15 protein-coding genes are annotated in these 16,878 nt (G+C 66.9%); 4 read left to right on the plus strand and 11 right to left on the minus strand.

Going from position 1 to position 16,878, the window contains the following annotated elements; all coding sequences use genetic code 11:
* Window positions 1-82: 82 nt before the first annotated feature.
* The 5 genes from U1763_RS11780 to U1763_RS11800 all read right to left on the minus strand — a co-directional run bounded on the left by U1763_RS11780 (window position 83) and on the right by U1763_RS11800 (window position 5,084).
* A complete protein-coding gene (locus U1763_RS11780; protein ID WP_332755349.1) occupies window positions 83-1,420 on the minus strand; it encodes a sensor histidine kinase in 1,338 nt (445 codons plus the stop codon).
* Window positions 1,420-2,100, minus strand: coding sequence for a response regulator transcription factor (locus U1763_RS11785; protein ID WP_332755350.1), 681 nt, complete (start codon window positions 2,098-2,100; stop codon window positions 1,420-1,422). The genes U1763_RS11780 and U1763_RS11785 overlap by 1 nt, the downstream gene beginning before the upstream one ends.
* Before the next feature lie 75 nt (window positions 2,101-2,175).
* Window positions 2,176-3,705: a methyl-accepting chemotaxis protein gene (locus U1763_RS11790; RefSeq protein WP_332755351.1), complete on the minus strand. Its 1,530-nt coding sequence runs from the start codon at window positions 3,703-3,705 to the stop codon at window positions 2,176-2,178.
* Window positions 3,702-4,022 (minus strand): hypothetical protein, encoded by a 321-nt coding sequence (locus tag U1763_RS11795; protein ID WP_332755352.1) that lies wholly within the window; start codon window positions 4,020-4,022, stop codon window positions 3,702-3,704. The genes U1763_RS11790 and U1763_RS11795 overlap by 4 nt, the downstream gene beginning before the upstream one ends.
* An 87-nt stretch (window positions 4,023-4,109) precedes the next feature.
* Window positions 4,110-5,084, minus strand: coding sequence for a quinone oxidoreductase family protein (locus U1763_RS11800; protein WP_332755353.1), 975 nt, complete (start codon window positions 5,082-5,084; stop codon window positions 4,110-4,112).
* 106 nt (window positions 5,085-5,190) lie between these two features.
* Here U1763_RS11800 and U1763_RS11805 point away from each other — a divergent pair, with 106 nt between their 5' ends.
* Window positions 5,191-6,651 carry an aldehyde dehydrogenase family protein gene (locus U1763_RS11805; RefSeq protein ID WP_332755354.1) on the plus strand — a complete coding sequence of 487 codons (1,461 nt, stop codon included), beginning with the start codon at window positions 5,191-5,193 and terminating at the stop codon, window positions 6,649-6,651.
* Between the two features lie 147 nt (window positions 6,652-6,798).
* On the opposite strand, the gene U1763_RS11810 is transcribed toward U1763_RS11805, so the two are convergent.
* The 5 genes from U1763_RS11810 to U1763_RS11830 form a co-directional block, all read right to left on the minus strand.
* Window positions 6,799-8,574 carry an SLC13 family permease gene (locus U1763_RS11810; RefSeq protein WP_332755355.1) on the minus strand — a complete coding sequence of 592 codons (1,776 nt, stop codon included), beginning with the start codon at window positions 8,572-8,574 and terminating at the stop codon, window positions 6,799-6,801.
* A 69-nt stretch (window positions 8,575-8,643) separates the two neighbouring features.
* Entirely contained in the window at window positions 8,644-11,334 is a 2,691-nt protein-coding gene (gene metH / locus U1763_RS11815) for a methionine synthase (protein ID WP_443026915.1), read from the minus strand.
* 143 nt (window positions 11,335-11,477) lie between these two features.
* On the minus strand, window positions 11,478-12,536 hold the full coding sequence (locus U1763_RS11820; protein WP_332755356.1) for a homocysteine S-methyltransferase family protein: 1,059 nt from the start codon (window positions 12,534-12,536) through the stop codon (window positions 11,478-11,480).
* A 115-nt stretch (window positions 12,537-12,651) separates the two neighbouring features.
* Entirely contained in the window at window positions 12,652-13,596 is a 945-nt protein-coding gene (metF, locus tag U1763_RS11825; protein WP_332755357.1) for a methylenetetrahydrofolate reductase, read from the minus strand.
* On the minus strand, window positions 13,593-14,546 hold the full coding sequence (locus U1763_RS11830; protein WP_332755358.1) for an ArsR/SmtB family transcription factor: 954 nt from the start codon (window positions 14,544-14,546) through the stop codon (window positions 13,593-13,595). Before U1763_RS11830 ends, metF begins: the two co-directional genes overlap by 4 nt.
* Before the next feature lie 193 nt (window positions 14,547-14,739).
* On the opposite strand from U1763_RS11830, the gene U1763_RS11835 reads away from it, so the two are divergent.
* From U1763_RS11835 to U1763_RS11845, 3 genes are all read left to right on the plus strand, one after another.
* On the plus strand, window positions 14,740-15,111 hold the full coding sequence (locus U1763_RS11835) for a hypothetical protein (protein WP_132739398.1): 372 nt from the start codon (window positions 14,740-14,742) through the stop codon (window positions 15,109-15,111).
* A 114-nt stretch (window positions 15,112-15,225) separates the two neighbouring features.
* Window positions 15,226-15,462: a hypothetical protein gene (locus U1763_RS11840; RefSeq protein ID WP_332755359.1), complete on the plus strand. Its 237-nt coding sequence runs from the start codon at window positions 15,226-15,228 to the stop codon at window positions 15,460-15,462.
* A complete protein-coding gene (locus tag U1763_RS11845) occupies window positions 15,459-16,406 on the plus strand; it encodes an aldo/keto reductase (RefSeq protein WP_332755360.1) in 948 nt (315 codons plus the stop codon). The genes U1763_RS11840 and U1763_RS11845 overlap by 4 nt, the downstream gene beginning before the upstream one ends.
* A gap of 154 nt (window positions 16,407-16,560) precedes the next feature.
* Here the strand turns inward: U1763_RS11845 and U1763_RS11850 are convergent, their stop codons facing one another.
* A complete protein-coding gene (locus U1763_RS11850; protein WP_332755361.1) occupies window positions 16,561-16,875 on the minus strand; it encodes a hypothetical protein in 315 nt (104 codons plus the stop codon).
* Window positions 16,876-16,878 lie beyond the last annotated feature (3 nt).

The following is a 16,878-nucleotide window of genomic DNA, read 5'->3' on the forward strand; positions in this document are numbered from 1 at the left end:
CCAAACACAGGGTGTCGCCTCCGCCCCCTCCGTCAGGCTCTGCCTGCCACCTCCCCCTGGCGGGGGAGGATTACTTGTTGGCTCAGCCGCGTGGCAAGCTCAGCACCACGCGTAACCCAGGTCCCGCATCCTCGAGCGACAGCGTGCCGCGGTGCAGGCGAACGATCGCATCGATCAGCGCGAGGCCCAGGCCATGCCCGACATCGTGACGGCTGATGTCCAGACGCCCGAACCGGCGAAGCGCCAGTTTGCGCTGGTCGGCCGGGATGCCTGGGCCATCGTCGGTCACCGTCAGCATCGTCGCGGCCTCGGTCGAGACGACGCCGATCTCGATCCGCGTGCCGGTAGGCGTATGGCGGATCGCGTTCTCGATCAGGTTGACCATCGCCTGGCCCAGCAACTGCCGATCACCGACGATCTGAACCGGTTCCTTCACGACGATGTCGAGGTGCCGACCGCTATCCACCACGACCGGCTGCATCATGTCGCCGACCTCCCGAACCAAGTCGGCGAGATCGAACGACGCGAACGCGGCGCGACGATCGCCCCCCTCGACCTCGGCGATCCGCAGCATTGCCGCGAACATCGCGAGCAGCTCGTCGCTCATCGCGATTGCGGCTTCGAGATCCTCGCGCTGCGCCGCCGTCTCGGCCCGGCGTACCGTCAGCGCAAGCTGGCTGCGCAGCCGCGCGAGCGGCGTGCGCAGATCGTGCGCGATGTCGTTCGAGACGTTGCTGATGCTCGCCATCAGGTCAGCGATGCGGTCGAGCATCCGGTTGAACGCCATCGCCTGGTGCGCGAACTCGCCGCCCGACGGGTGTATCGGCACACGTCGCGTCATGTCGCCGTCGATGATCGCCTCGACCGTGCGCCGCGTCTCGCCGATCCGCCGGCCGATCGTGACGACGAAGAAGACCATGCCGCCAATCACGATCAGCACGATCGAGCCGAACCCGATCAGGTAGATCCGCGTGCGCGCGGCGTTATAGTCGTCGAACGGCTCGGTCTCGGCGACCGTGGTCAGCGTCATCCCGCCGCCGACGGTACGGACCAGCGCGCGCCCGGCAGACAAACCGGCGATCCGGTCGTCCCGCGCGATCGTCGAGAAGCCCAGCGGCAGGCGGCGCGACAAGGTGATGTTGCCGCCGAGCCGACGGCCGTTCGCATCGACCAGCAACAAACCGATATCGCCGGTATCGCGTTCGCGCATTGCCGCGTCGATCCGGCGAAAGACGTCGGCCGGTCGCCGGTCGCCCGGCACGCCGGCAATCGCGTCGCTGACGACCAGGATACGGCGATCGACCAACCGCTCGATCGTCTGCAGCGTGATACCGTGGATCGCGACCCCGGTCCCGATCGTCGCGACCAGGAACGCCAGCAGGAAGGCCCCGGTCAGCGTGCGAAGCGACCGGAACCGCATCAGCCGCGCAACATGTAACCGACGCCGCGCACCGTCACGATCGGGTCCTCGCCGCCCGCCGCAGTCAGCTTGACGCGGAGGTGGCGGATATAGACGTCGACGATGTTGGTGGTCGGCGCGAAGTCGTAGCCCCAGACGCGCTCGACCAGCATCGCGCGCGTCAGCACCGCATCGGCATTGGCGACGAACTCGGCGAGCAGCTTGAACTCGAGCTTGCCCAGATCGAGCGCGATGCCGTCGCGCCATGCGCGGAACTTGGTTGGGCTGACGACGATGTCGCCCGCGCGGATCGTGTCGGCGCTGCCGCCGGTCCAACCACGTCCGCGTACCACTGCAGCCAAGCGAGCGCTCAGCTCGGCGGCGGCGACCGGCTTCACGACGTAATCGTCCGCCCCCGCCTCGAGCCCTTCGACCTTCTCGACCGACCGGCCGAGCGCGGTGAGCATGATCACCGGCACCGTCATGTTGCCGCCGCGCAGCCGCGCGAGCACCGACATCCCGTCGACCTTGGGCAGCATCCGGTCGAGCACCACCGCATCGAACGGCGCGCTGTCGACCGCGGCCAGCGCCTCGCGGCCATCGATCGCGACCGTGACGCGGTGATCGAGCCCGCGCAGTTCCTCCGCCATCGCCTGCGCAAACACCGCATCGTCCTCGACCAGCAACAGGTTCAGGCTCATCGTCGTCTCGCCGAAAGGATCACTTGGATGGGCCCCCGCCCTACCGCGCTTTCGCCCCCCCAGGCAAACCGCGCGCTACGCGGCCTTCAGCTGGATCACGAAGCGATCGGTCGCCGCGCGGAGCTGGCGCGCGGTATCGAGCAGCCCGGTCGCGGCGCGGGCGACCATGTCGGACAGCCCCGCGGTCTCGCCTGCGACCCGCGCGATCCCAAGCAACTCGTCCGCCATGCTGTCGATCCCCGCCGCGGTGCTGTCCGCGGTGCGCTCGATCGACGCCGCGGTCTGGTGGTGATGCCGCACCTCCGCCTGGATCGTGTCCGCGGCGGTCGCGAGGTGGCCGATCATCGTCGCGATCCGGCCGAGCGCATCGTTGGCGACCCCCGCCCCCTGCTCCGCGGAGCCAGCCAGCGCACGGATCTCGCTCGACGCGCCGGTCGCCTGCCCGGCAAGCTGCTTGACCTCGCTCGCGACCACCTTGAAGCCGTTGCCGGCATCGCCCGCGCGCGCTGCCTCGATCGTTGCGTTCAGTGCGAGCAGGTTAGTCTTTGCGGCAATCTGCTGGATCGAATTGGCGAAGCTGCCGATCGTCTGCGTCCGTTCGACGAGCGCGATCATCGCCGTGTGGCTGAGCGTCGATGCGGTACGCGCCTCGGTCCCGAGCTGGACCTGCTGTTCGGCCACGCTTGCGATCGACGTCACCGACTGGGTCAGCGCGTGGATCTGCGCCGACAACCGCCCCGCGCTCTCCGACGACTGCGTGGCGGCGGCGGCGCTCGCTTCGGTCTGGCGGGTGGCGACCTGCGCGAGCTCGTTCAGCGCACGCGCCGACCCATCGAGCCGGGTCGACGCCGACCCGACCGAGACGACGATATCGGCCACCGACGCCTGGAACGCCTCCGCCAGCGCCAGCATCTCGGCGGCACGCTGCGCGGCGAGTTCGCGCTCGATCTCCAGCCGACGCTGGCGTTCGCGCGCCTCGCGTGCCTCGGCCGCGCGCATCCCGGTGATCGCCTCCTCCATCCGGTTGCGGCTGTCGATCGCCTCGTTCGCGAGCGTCTCGCTCTCACAGCGCGCGGTCTCCTGGCGGATCATCAGGCTGCGCAGACGGGCGGTCACATAGCCCAGCACCGCAAGCTGTAACCCGACCGCGGCGGCATGAATGACGACGCGGCCGATATTGCCCGAGCCCGTGAACACCCACCCGGGTGCCGCCGTCTCCAGCACCAGATGATGCACCGCGATCAGGCCCGCGGCGAGCGCGATCGGCCGCCAGTCGCAGAACACCACGAGGGCGGCGAGCGCGACGAAGAAATACATGTGCGCATCCATCTGCCAGGCATGCCCCTGCAGCAGATACACGCCGAGCGCCGGATACACCGCGGCGGGCGTGCCGGAGACCAGCCGCGCAACCGGGTCATGACGCCGCCGCACCGCCATCAGCGTCGGCGCGAGATTGACCAGCACCGCGACGACCAGCACCGGCAGGAGCCCGTCGGCATCGAGCCACAGGCCCATCACGCCAAGCCATAGCGTACAGACCCATCCCGCGATCGCGACGATGGCGATGCCGCGCGCGCGGAAGATCTGGAGGTCGGTGGGGTTCATGCCGCGACCGCCGTTTCGCCGCAGGCTGCGGCCGACGCGCCGAGCAGCACCACGCCATGCGCCATCATCAGCCCTGCCAATTGCGCACGATCGCCCCTGACGATGTAGCTGTTCGGCAACGGCCCGGCACCGATCAGCAGGGCATGGCCCGCGACCGCGGTCGGCAACAGGCTCGCGGCCGCGTTCGCGCCAACCGGTACGAGCAGATATTCGCCATGCCGCGGCGGCCAGGCCATCAGTACCGCGAAGCCGATGACGACTGCGATCCCCTGTGCGGCGATGCAGATCGCCACCGTGGACTTGTAAGAACGAACCATATGTTCGACGTACGTACAATGCGTTAGGCGGCAGTTAACGTATCGGTCACCGTCTCTCTATCGCTCAATCAGCCAGTCGATCACAGCTTACGGCAGCAGCAGCGTGCTCCCCCAGGTACGCCCGCTCTCGACCGCGCGATGCGCATCGGCGGCGTCTTCAAGCGCGAAGGTCTGGCCGATCTCGGGCGTGATCGCGCCCCTGTCGAGCATCGCGAACAGGCGGGCGATTCCGGCGTGCCTCTCCTCGGGCGTGACATAGTAATCGAACAGCTTCGGCCGGGTCACGAACAGCGAGCCTTTCCGCGCGAGAACCCCGATATTGACACCGTCGACCACACCGCCAGCATTGCCGTAGCTGACGATCAGGCCGCGCTTGGCTGCGCTGTCGAGCGACGCGTTCCACGTCGCGCCGCCGACGCCGTCGAGAACGACGGGGACGCCCTTGCCGTCGGTGATCTCGCGCACCCGCGCGGCGATGTCCTCGGACTTGTGGAGGATGACATGATCGGCGCCGGCTTTCCGTGTTCGCGCCGCCTTGTCCTCGCTGCCGACGCTGGCGATGACGCTCGCGCCGATCGCCTTCAGCCAGCCGACCAGGATATGGCCAACGCCGCCCGCGGCCGCATGGACGAGGACGGTCTGGCCCGCCTGCACCTTCGCGCAACGCTCGACCAGGAACTCGGCGGTGGTGCCCTTGAGCAGGATCGCCGCGGCGGTGCGGTCGTCGAGCGTGTCGGGCAGTTTGAACAGCTGGTTCGCAGGCACGTTGCGATCGGTCGCATAGGCGCCGCGTGACGGGCCGAAGGTGCCGACACGGTCGCCGGGCGCGAAGTCGGTGACGCCCTCGCCGACCGCCATCACCACGCCCGCCGCCTCGCTGCCAAGTCCCGAGGGCAGGTCGACCGGGTACACGCCGCTGCGGTGGTAGGTGTCGATATAGTTCAGGCCGACCGCCGTGTTGCGCATCCAGACCTCGCCCTTGGCCGGAGGCGGCAGTTCGACGTCACGCCACTGGATGACCTCGGGACCGCCGATCTTGTCGATGAATGCCACTCTCGCCATGCCGGCCTCCTGATGAATTTCCCGGTCAACCTACGGCATGCGTTTCGGGTTGCAACCGATCTCCGGCGAGCCCATTCCTTGGCGAGACAAGATGCGGAGAGGCACGATGAAAAGCTATTTGAAGCAGTATATCGATGGCGCGTGGGTCGAGAGCGAGGGCGGCACCGTCTATCAGGTGATCGACCCGTCGACGGAACAGCCGTGCACCGAGATCACGCTGGGCACCGCCGCCGACGTCGACAAGGCCGTTGCCGCGGCTCGGTCCGCGTTCGAGAGCTGGAGCCAGACGAGCGTGCAAGAGCGGCTCGACGTGCTCGGCCGGATCATGACCGAGTACAAGGCGCGGATGCCCGATCTGGCGAAGGCGATGTCGCAGGAGATGGGCGCACCGATGGCGCTCGCGTCGATGGCGCAGGCGCCCACCGGCCTCGCGCATTTCTCGGCGACCGCGAAGGCGCTGGCGACGTTCGAGTTTTCCGAGGTTATCGGCAAGGCGACCGTCGTCCACGAGCCGCTCGGCGTCGTCGCGATGATCACGCCGTGGAACTGGCCGCTGAACCAGATCTGCGCGAAGGTCGCGCCTGCGCTGGCGGCGGGCGACACGATGATCCTGAAGCCGTCCGAAGAGGCGCCATCGTGCGCGGTGATCCTCGCGGAGATCATGGACGCGGCGGGCGTACCGGCGGGGGTGTTCAACCTCGTCAACGGCGACGGTCCCGGTGTCGGCGCAGCTTTGTGCACGCACCGCGACGTCGACATGGTGAGCTTTACGGGCTCGACGCGCGCCGGCATCGCGGTTGCTTTGGCTGCGGCACCTACGGTGAAGCGCGTGCATCAGGAACTTGGCGGCAAGGCGGCGAACCTTGTGCTGGAGGGCTCCGATCTCGCCGCGGTACTACCGCCGACAGTGGCCGGCGTGCTCGCCAATTCGGGGCAGAGCTGCATCGCGCCGACGCGCCTGCTGGTGCATGCTAGCCAGGTCGCGGAGGCGACCGCGATCGTGAAGTCGATGATGGAGCAGACCGAGGTCGGCGATCCCGCCGAGATGGGCCAGCATATCGGCCCGGTCGTCAACAAGGCGCAGTTCGACAAGATCCAGGGACTGATCCAGTCGGCGATCGACGAAGGCGCGACGCTGGTGACCGGCGGCGTAGGTCGGCCGGACGGGCGCAATGCCGGTTTCTATATCCAGCCAACCCTGTTCACCGATGTCCGCCCCGACATGCGGATCGCGCAGGAGGAGACGTTCGGGCCGGTCGCTACGATCACGTCGTACAGCGATCAGGACGAAGGCATCCGCATCGCCAACGCCACCGAGTACGGGCTGTCCGCGACGATCTCGGGTGATCCGGCCGCGGCGGCAAAGGTGGCTCCGAAGTTGCGCGCTGGGCTGGTGACGATCAACTCATGGAGCCCGGACATCGGCGCGCCGTTCGGGGGATACAAGCAATCCGGCAACGGGCGCGAGAACGGGCGCTATGGGCTGACGGACTTCATGGAGGTGAAGACGATCACCGGCCTGCCGGGTGACGTGCGCGAGGGAAGGCCGGCTGAGGCTGGCGCGTAATCCCTTTCAATCCTCCCCCGCCAGGGGGAGGTGGCGCCGTAGGCGACGGAGGGGGAGGATACGAAACGAGGGTTTGCCCTTTCCTCCCCCTCCGTCTGGCAAGGGCCAGCCACCTCCCCCTGGCGGGGGAGGATCAGAAGATTGCCCTCAATGCATCGGCCATACCGCGACGATCAGCGGCGTGCCGATCAGTAGCACCAGCAACGACAGCGGCGCGCCCAGCCGCGCATAATCGCCGAACCTGTACCCGCCGGGGCCCATCACCAGCGTGTTGCACTGGTGGCCGATCGGGGTGAGGAAATCGCATCCCGCCCCGACCGCGGTCGCCATCAGGAACGCCTCGGGCCGGAACCCGAGATCGCCGGCAAAAGTCGCGGCGATCGGCGCCATCACCAGCACCGTCGCGGCATTGTTGAGAAACGGCGTCACCGCCATCGCCGCCGCCAGGATCAGCGCGACCGCGCCCCAGGGCGGCAGCGTCGCCGCGGTCGACGACAGCCAGGTCGTGATCACCTCCGACGCGCCGGTGGTGCGCAGCGAATCGCTGACCGGGATCAGCGCGCCGAGCATGATCAGGATCGGCCATTCGACATGATCGTACGCCTCGCGCACCGGCAGCACGCCGGTCGCCATGATCAGCCCCGCCGCGGCAAAGAACGCGACTGCGACGGGTACGAACCCCATCGCCGTCGCGCTCATCGCCACGGCCAGGATGCCGATCGGCAACCAGCTCCGTTTCGACACGCCAAGCCGCATCTCGCGCTGCGCCAACGGCAGACAGCCGAGGTCGCGCAGTTTGCTCGGCAGTTGCTCAAGCGGCCCCTGCAACACCAGCACGTCGCCAGCGCGCAACTCGGTATTGGCGAGGCGGCGCGAGAGGTGTTCGCCCTGCCGCGAGATCGCGATCAGGTTGACGCCGTAGCGCGCCTGCAACGCGAGCCGCGCCGCCGTCTTGCCGACCAGCGCCGAGCCGAGCCCGATCACCGCCTCGATCACGCCGACCTCGTCGTCGTCGTCCTCGTCCGCCTTCTCCCGGTCCTCGCCTTCCAGCTTCAACCGGTCGCGCGCGATCACGCGTTCGAGCGCGTCGGGATTGCCGCCGAGGATCAGCGTGTCGCCGGCGCGTAGATGCGTGTGGTCGTGCGGTGCGCTGCGCATGCCGGCGCGAAGGATGCGGGTGATCGTCACCTCGCGGTCGTGGCGGTCGAGGAACGCGTCGACCGTCTCGTCGACCGCGGGCGAGACGTCAGGGATCATCGCCTCGGTCACATAGCCTTTGATGTCGAGCGCCTCGCCCATCGTCGGCGCGGCACGGCGATCGCGCGGCAGCAGCCGGTAGGCGAAGCGGAGATAGATCAGCCCCATCAGCGTCAGGCCGAGTCCGACCGGCGCGTAGTCGAACATCCCGAACGGGTGCCCGGTCATCTGTTCGCGGACGCGGCTGACGATGATGTTGGGCGACGTGCCAACCAGCGTGATGAGCCCGCCGAGCAGCGACGCGGACGCCATCGGCATCAGGAAGACCGAGGGCGAGGTGTCGTTCTTCTTCGCCATCTGGAACGCGGCGGGCATCAGCATCGCGAGCGCGCCGATGTTCTTGACCAGCGCGGAGGCGAACCCGACCGAGGCGGTCAGCAGCAGCAGTTGCGAGCGGACGCGGGTCACGCGGCTGGCGAACTTGGCGAGCGCGCGTTCAATAATTCCCGAGCGCTGCACCGCCGCCGAGATCACCAGCGCCGAGCCGACGATGATGACGATGTCGTCGGAGAAGCCCTTGAACGCGTCCTCCGGGCTGACAATACCCAGCGCGATGCTGGCGAGCAACGCGAGGATCGCGGTGACATCGTAGCGGAACCTGCCCCAAATGAAGAGCGCCATCATCCCGAACAGCGTGGCGATCGAGAGATACTGGGGAACGGTCATCGGGTCTCCGCATGTCGACCCATAATAAGCGCGGGCTCGCGGCGGTTGTTCCGCGCGCGAGCCCGGACCTTAGTCGAGGTTAGGACGAAGCCAGCGTTCGGCGGTCTTGAGGTCCGCGCCACGGCGTGCGGCATAGTCTTCGAGCTGGTCGCGGCCGACGCGGGCGACGCCGAAATACTCGGCCTGCGGGTGGCCGAAATAGAAGCCGGAGACGGCGGCGGTCGGGAACATCGCGAAGCTCTCGGTCAGTTCGAGCCCGGTCGCGGTCGGGGCGTCGAGCAGGTCGAACAGGATCGGCTTGAGGCTGTGGTCCGGGCAGGCGGGGTAACCCGGCGCCGGACGGATGCCGCGATACTGTTCCTTAATCATCGCTTCGTTGGTGAGCTGTTCGTCGGGCGCATAGCCCCAGAGATCGGTGCGGACGTGCTTGTGGAGGCGTTCGGCAAAGGCTTCGGCGAAGCGGTCGGCGAGCGCCTTCAGCAGAATGTCGTTGTAATCGTCGTTGTCCGCCTTGAAGCGGGCGATGTGATCGTCGATCCCGTGGATGCCGACTGCGAAACCGCCGAACCAGTCGTCCTGGGTGTCGACGAAATCGGCGAGACACATGTTGGCGCGGCCTTCGCGCTTGGCGATCTGCTGGCGCAGCATGGGGAGACGTACTTCGTCTTCTGCCCCCTTCCCGATTGCGGGAAGGGTCGGGGAAGGGCCTTCTTGTGCGGCACGCCCCTCCCCTGACCCCTCCCGCAAGCGGGAGGGGGAAAGAACCACATCATCGCCCTCGCGGCGCGCCGGCCACAGCCCTGCGACACCGCGCGGGGTCAGCCATTTCTCCGCGACGATCGTATCGAGCATCGCCTGCGCATCCGCGTACAGCGAAGTCGCGCTCTCGCCGACGACCTCGTCGGTCAGGATCGCCGGGAAATTCCCCGCCAGCTCCCACGCGCGAAAGAACGGCGTCCAGTCAATATAGTCGCGCAGATCCGACAGATCCCAATCCGCGAACACATGCACGCCAGGCTTCACCGGCGCAGGCGGTTTCAGCGCGAAATCCGCAACGAACGCGCGCTCGCGCGCGGTCGCCAGGGGCAGCAACTCGCTCTGCCCCTTGTTCGCGCGCGAGATCCGCACCGCCTCATATTCGTCCGCGGTCTTGGTCACGAACTCGTCGCGGATCGTGTCCGACACCAGCGTCGACGCCACACCCACCGCACGGCTCGCATCGAGCACATGCACTACCGGGCCATCATACGCTGGCGCGATCCGCAACGCGGTATGCACCTTCGACGTCGTCGCCCCGCCGATCAGCAGCGGCATCGTCATCCCCGCGCGCTTCATCTCTTCGGCGACGGTGACCATCTCGTCGAGGCTCGGCGTGATCAGTCCGGAGAGCCCGATCATGTCCGCATCGTTCTCGTTCGCAGACTCGAGGATCTTCGACCACGGCACCATCACGCCGAGATCGACCACATCGAAGCCGTTGCACTGCAGCACCACGCCGACGATGTTCTTGCCGATGTCATGCACGTCGCCCTTGACGGTCGCCATGATGATCTTGCCCTTGCCGCGCGCACCGGGCTCCTTGGCCGCCTCGATATACGGCAGCAGATGCGCGACCGCCTTCTTCATCACGCGCGCCGACTTGACGACCTGCGGCAGGAACATCTTGCCGCTGCCGAACAGGTCGCCGACGACGTTCATGCCGTCCATCAGCGGACCTTCGATGACCTCGATCGGGCGGCCGCCATTGGTCTCGATGATCTGCCGCGCCTCCTCGGTATCCTCGACGACGTGGAGGTCGATGCCCTTCACAAGCGCATATTCGAGTCGCTTGTTGACACCCAGCGAGCGCCATTCCGCCGCCGCCTTCTCGGCGACCACGTCGGTGCCGCGATAGCGTTCGGCGAGCGCGACCAGCCGGTCGCCGGCCTCGGGATCGGTGTTGAGCACGACGTCCTCGACCGCCTGGCGCAGTTCGGGATCGATGTCGTCATAGATGTCGAGCTGGCCGGCGTTGACGATCGCCATGTCCATGCCCGCAGGGATCGCATAGTACAGGAACACGCTGTGCATCGCGCGGCGCACGGGCTCGTTGCCGCGGAACGAGAAGCTGAAGTTCGACAGCCCGCCCGAGATGTGGACGTGCGGGCAGCGCGCCTTGATCTCCTTGCACGCCTCGATGAAGTCGACGCCGTAGTTGTTGTGCTCCTCGATCCCCGTCGCGACCGCGAAGACGTTGGGATCGAAGATGATGTCCTCGGGCGGGAAGCCGATCCCGACGAGCAGCTTGTACGCGCGCTCGCAGATCTCGACCTTGCGCTCCTTGGTGTCCGCCTGCCCGACCTCGTCGAACGCCATCACGACCACCGCTGCGCCGTACGCCATGCACTTGCGCGCCTGGGCAAGGAACTGTTCCTCGCCCTCCTTCATGCTGATCGAATTGACGATCGGCTTGCCGCTGACGCACTTCAGCCCGGCCTCGATCACGCTCCATTTCGAGCTGTCGACCATGAACGGGATGCGCGCGATGTCGGGTTCGGCGGCGATCAGTTTCAGGAACGTCGTCATCGCGTAGTGCGCGTCGAGCAGCCCCTCGTCCATGTTGACGTCGAGCACCTGCGCGCCGCTCTCGACCTGCTGGCGCGCGACCTCGACCGCGGCGGGATAGTCGCCCGCCATGATCAGCTTCTTGAAGCGCGCCGAGCCGGTAACGTTGGTGCGCTCGCCGATGTTGACGAAAGAGGTGGAGGAGGAGATGGTCATCGGTTTTCCAATTCCTCCCCGGTACGGGGAGGGGGACCGCTCGCAGAGCGGTGGAGGGGGCTCTCCACGAACGTTACGCTTGGTGGAGAGCCCCCTCCACCACGCCTTTCAGGCGCGGTCCCCCTCCCCGTGCCGGGGAGGATTTACGCCGCCATCGTGAAAGGTTCTAGCCCGGCAAGCTTGGTCCGCACTTCAGGCCGAGCTACAACCCGCGGCTCAAGCCCGCGCACGCCGTCGGCCATCGCCTTGATATGCGCCGGCGTCGAGCCACAGCAGCCGCCGAGCACGTTGACCTGTTTCGCCACCGCCCACTCGCCAACCAGCCCCGCCGTCGTCTCCGGCTGCTCGTCATATTCGCCGAGTTCGTTCGGGAGCCCCGCGTTCGGATAGACCATGATCAGCGTATCCGCGATCGCGCTCAACGTCTTCACATGCGGCCGCAGCTGCTCCGCGCCGAACGAGCAGTTCAGCCCGATCGTGATCGGCTTGGCATGCCGCACCGCATGCCAGAACGCTTCGACCGTATGCCCCGACAGGTTGCGCCCCGAGAGATCGGTCAACGTCATCGACATCATGATCGGCACGTCACGCCCGAGCGCGTCGCCCGCCTCGATCGCCGCCATGATGCCCGCCTTGGCGTTGAGCGTATCGAACACCGTCTCGATCAGGATGAAGTCGACGCCGACCCCTTCGCCGCCTTCGAGCAACGCGTCGATCTGCTCGCGGTACACGCCCTTCAGATAATCGAAGTCGATCTCGCGAAAGCCGGGATCGTTGACGTCGGGCGACAGCGACAGCGTCTTGTTCGTCGGCCCGATCGCGCCGGCGACGAAGCGCGGACGGCCGTCCTTCGCTTCGTATTCGTTGGCGAGCGCGCGAGCGATCCTGGCGGACTCGACGTTGATCTCGCGCACCAGATGCTCTGCGCCGTAGTCGGCCTGCGAGATGACGTTTGCGCTGAACGTGTTGGTCGAGACGATGTCCGAGCCGGCCTCCAGATATTCGCGCGTGATCGTTTCGGGGACGTCCGGCTTGGTGATCGCCAGGATGTCGTTGTTGCCCTTCTGGTCATGGCTCAGGCCGAGCGTGCCTGCGTAAGCCGCCTCGTCGAGCTTCCAGTTCTGGATCTCGGTGCCGAACGCGCCATCGGTGATCAGGATGCGCTTGGCGGCTTCCGCGTTGAAACGTTCACGTGGTGTCATCGTCAATCTCCTCCCCTCCCGCTTGCGGGAGGGGTCGGGGGAGGGAAGTGCCGCAAGCGAGCCGGTCGGGCTGGGCCACGCCCTCCCCCGACCCCTCCCGCAAGCGGGAGGAGAGCTAAGCCGCGGCGACCTTCGTCGCAGGCTTCGCGCGCACGCCGAGCATGTGGCAGATCGCGTAGGCCAGTTCCGCGCGGTTGAGCGTGTAGAAGTGGAAATCCTTCACCCCGCCCGCGTACAGCCGCCTGCACATCTCGGCCGCGATCGTCGCCGCGACGAGCTGCCGAGCGGACGGATGATCGTCGAGCCCCTCGAACAGCCGGTCCATCCACGCCGGGATCTCGGCACCGCAGAGCCCCGCGAATTTCCGCGTCTGCGCGACGTTCGACACCGGCAGGATACCCGGCAAAATCTGCGCGGTGATCCCGGCGGTTGCGACCCGGTCGCGAAACCGGAAATACGCTTCTGGCGAGAAGAAGAACTGCGTAATCGCCCGGGTCGCACCGGCATCGATCTTGCGCTTCAGATTGTCGATGTCGGCGTCGTGACCGCCCGATTCCGGATGGCATTCGGGATACGCCGCGACCGAGATCTCGAACGGATGCAGCTTCCGCAACCCAGCAACCAAAGCCGCCGCGTTCTCATATCCGCCCGGATGCGCCTGATACGGCTGGCCCAAGGTGGGCATGTCGCCACGCAGCGCGACGATGTGCCGCACGCCCGCCGCCCAATATTCCTCGGCCACTTGGTCGATCTCGGCCCTAGTCGCCTCGACGCAGGTCAGATGCGCGGCGGCGTTCATCGACGTCTCGCGCTGGATCCGCGCCACCGTCGCATGCGTCCGCTCGCGCGTGGACCCGCCCGCGCCATACGTCACCGACACGAAATCGGGCGCGAGCGGCTCCAGCGTGCGGATCGCCTCCCAGAGTTGCGTCTCCATTTTCTCGCTCTTGGGGGGGAAGAACTCGAAGCTTAAGCCGACATCACCGGCAAGATCCGCGAACAGCGGTTCTTCGAGCGCGCGGCGCGCTTCTGCCAGTTGGGGGATCGAAATGTTCGTCATGCCGCCTTCACCTCACGCAAGCTCGCGCCGATCTTCCGACCGAGCCATAATTTCACCGTCAACTCACCGCCCTCGAGCGTCTCCACGCGCGCCGTCTGCAAGCCCGCCGCCTCGAACCACGCCGCCATCTGCTCGTCCGCAAACCCGAGACGCGTATGGGCGTCGCGCACCCGCAGCTCCTCGCGGTCGTGGCTCGCGAAATCGGCGATCAGCAACCGACCGCCCGGTGCGAGCACGCGCGCCGCCTCGCTAACCGCGGCGCCCGGCTGCTGTGCGAAATGGAGCACGTGATGCAAGATCGCAACGTCCGCCGCAGCGTCTGCCATCGGCAACGCGTACAAATCAGCCTGACGCAGTTCGGCGTGCGTCATGTCGTGCAGCTTGGCGCGCGCCAGCCGCAACATTTCCGAACTGCGATCGATCCCGAGCGCGACCGTAGCCTGCCCGCCGAACAGTTCGAGCATCCGCCCGGTGCCCGTACCGATATCGATCAGCGTCCCCACCGGCGCGTCGCCGAGCACTGCCGCCATCGCCGCCTCGACCTCGCTATCGGCGACATGCAGCGACCGGATCGCGTCCCACTCGTCGGCATGCCCCTCGAACCACGCCGCCGCCGACGCCGCCCGATCCGCGCGCACCGCCGCGAGCCGCGCCGCGTCCGCCACTGCCCAATGATCCGGCTCGGTCTTCGCCCAGGTATCGAGCGCGCCTGCAACCGGCTCGACCACGTCCGGCGCGCCGAGCGCAACGAACACCCAGCTGCCCTCCTTGCGACGTTCGGCTAGCCCTGCATCGCACAGGATCTTCACATGCCGCGAGACACGCGGCTGGCTCTGCCCGAGCACCTGCGCGAGTTCGCCGACCGACAGCTCCATCCGTCGCAACAGCGCAAGGATCCGCAACCGGGTCGCGTCCGCCAATGCACGGAAGATTTCGAGCGCCATCGTCATGAAAGTTCATATAAAGATTTCTTTATATGAGGTCAACGCAGGCGTGCGCATCTTCCATTTCCGCCATAGGTCTCTGCGACTTATCGCATCGCGCGCGATCGTGACGGATCGGAAACGCTTTCTCCGCGTTCGATTGCGCTATGGGCTGGGGATTCCCCGGTCCACAAGACGACATCCACGGGAGTAGATACCTATGAAGAAGTTCCTGATCCCCGCCCTGGCGCTCACCGCCGGTCTCGCCGCTTGCAGCAACAACGCGCAGGACCAGACCGCACAGGCCGCCAACGCGATCGCCGCCGACGCCAGCGCGACCACCGCCAACGCGGTCGACGACGTCAGCGCCGCCAGCGATCGCGCGCTGGGTTCGGCCGAGCGTTCGCTCGACAACGCCGGTGCGAAGCTCGACAACGCCACCGACAATCTCGATGTGAAGGCTGACCGCGCCGGTGACCGCATCGAAGCCGGTGCAGACCGCGCAGGCGCCTCGATCAGCAACGGTGCCGACCGCGCCGCCGACGCCACCGGCAACGCGCTTACCCGCGCCGGCAACGCGATCAAGGACTAAGCCTTGCCAAGGCGCCCCCACCTCCCCGTCATCCCAGCGAACGCTGGGATCTCCCGGTTCGGGTCACGACGACCGACACGGAGAGATACCAGCTTTCGCTGGCATGACGGTGTGATGGTGGGGGCGCTGTTTGCTATTTCTTCGCTGGCAGCCTGCTCACCCGCCAGCGATCCCAGCGCCGTCACCGCCGACGAAGCGCATCAGTTGAACGAAGCGGCCGCGATGCTCGATGCCAACAGCGTCGACCTGAACGCGGTCGCCGCCGCTCCTGACGACACTGCGCCCGACACCGAAACACCATCGAATTCTCTCTCGAATCCCCTCTCGAATCAAAGCGATCAGACCCGATGACCCTTCGCCGCCTAGGCTCGACCGATCTCAAGATCGCCCCCCTCGTCCTCGGCGGCAACGTGTTCGGCTGGACCGCCGACCGCGTCGCGAGCTTTGCGGTGCTCGACGCGTTCGTCGCCGGCGGCGGCACGATGATCGACACCGCCGACGTGTATTCGGCGTGGGTCGACGGCCACAAGGGCGGCGAGTCCGAGAGCATGATCGGTGAATGGCTGAAGGCCAGCGGCAGGCGCGATGACGTGCTGATCGCGACCAAGGTCGGCATGCTGCCCGGCGAAGGTGGCGAAAAGCTTGCCCCCGAGCGTATCGCCGCGGCCGCCGAAGCCTCGCTCAAGCGCCTCGGCACCGATCGCATCGACCTCTATTACGCGCATCAGGATGACGAGGACGTACCGCAGGACGCCGTCCTCGAAGCGTTCGGTAAGCTGGTCGATGCGGGGAAAGTCCGCGTCATCGGCGCGTCGAACTTCCACGCCGCGCGGCTGAAGTCGGCGGTCGAGGCCGCGAAGACGTCGGATCTGCCGCGCTACCATGTGCTCCAGCCCGAATATAACCTCGTCAGCCGGACCAAGTTCGAGGGCGAATTACAGGATTACTGCGTCACCGAGAATATCGGCGTGCTGCCCTATTACGGCCTGGCCTCGGGCTTCCTGACCGGTAAATACCGCACCAAGGACGATCTCGGCCAGAGCGTTCGCGGCGGTCGGATGGGCGAACTGCTCGAAGGCAAGGGCAAGGCCGTGCTCGACGCGATGGACGCGGTCGTCGAAGCCACCGGGGCCACCCATGCACAGGTCGCACTTGCCTGGCTGATCGCGCAACCCGGCGTGACGGCGCCGATCGCCAGCGCTACCAGCGTGAAGCAGGTCGAGGATTTGCTGCCCGCGATGACACTTGAATTGTCGAAGGATCAGCTCGACTCCCTCACCGAATCGGGCGCCTGACCCAACGATCCTCCCCCGTCAGGGGGAGGTGGCTGGCGCGTGCCAGACGGAGGGGGAGGTAAGAGTCGCCTAGGTTGCGTGTTCCTCCCCCTCCGTCACCTTTGGTGCCACCTCCCCCTTGCGGGGGAGGATTAGGACCGAACGGCGGGTCCTATTACGACCCCCAAGGGCTCGCCGTCTTGGGCACCGAAACCCCCGGCGTTTTCCCAGCTACGCCATCCAGCCCGGCCAGCGGCAGCGCATCCGCCGCATTCCCGCTCGCGACCGGCACCGACACCAGAATTGCGATATCCGCCGCCGTCTCCGGATCGGTCAGCCGGTGGGCGATATCGCGCACCGTCGCCACTTCCCAACCATCGTCATACGCAATCGCGAGCTTGTGACCGACCGCCGGCAGCGCATCGAACTCGTAATCCTCCTGCCGATCCGCCGCAGCCCAGCTCGCGCCCATGAAAATCCGAACCAGCATCCG

Origin of the sequence: Sphingomonas sorbitolis (assembly GCF_036663875.1) — a bacterium.
Classification (GTDB): Bacteria; Pseudomonadota; Alphaproteobacteria; order Sphingomonadales; family Sphingomonadaceae; genus Sphingomonas.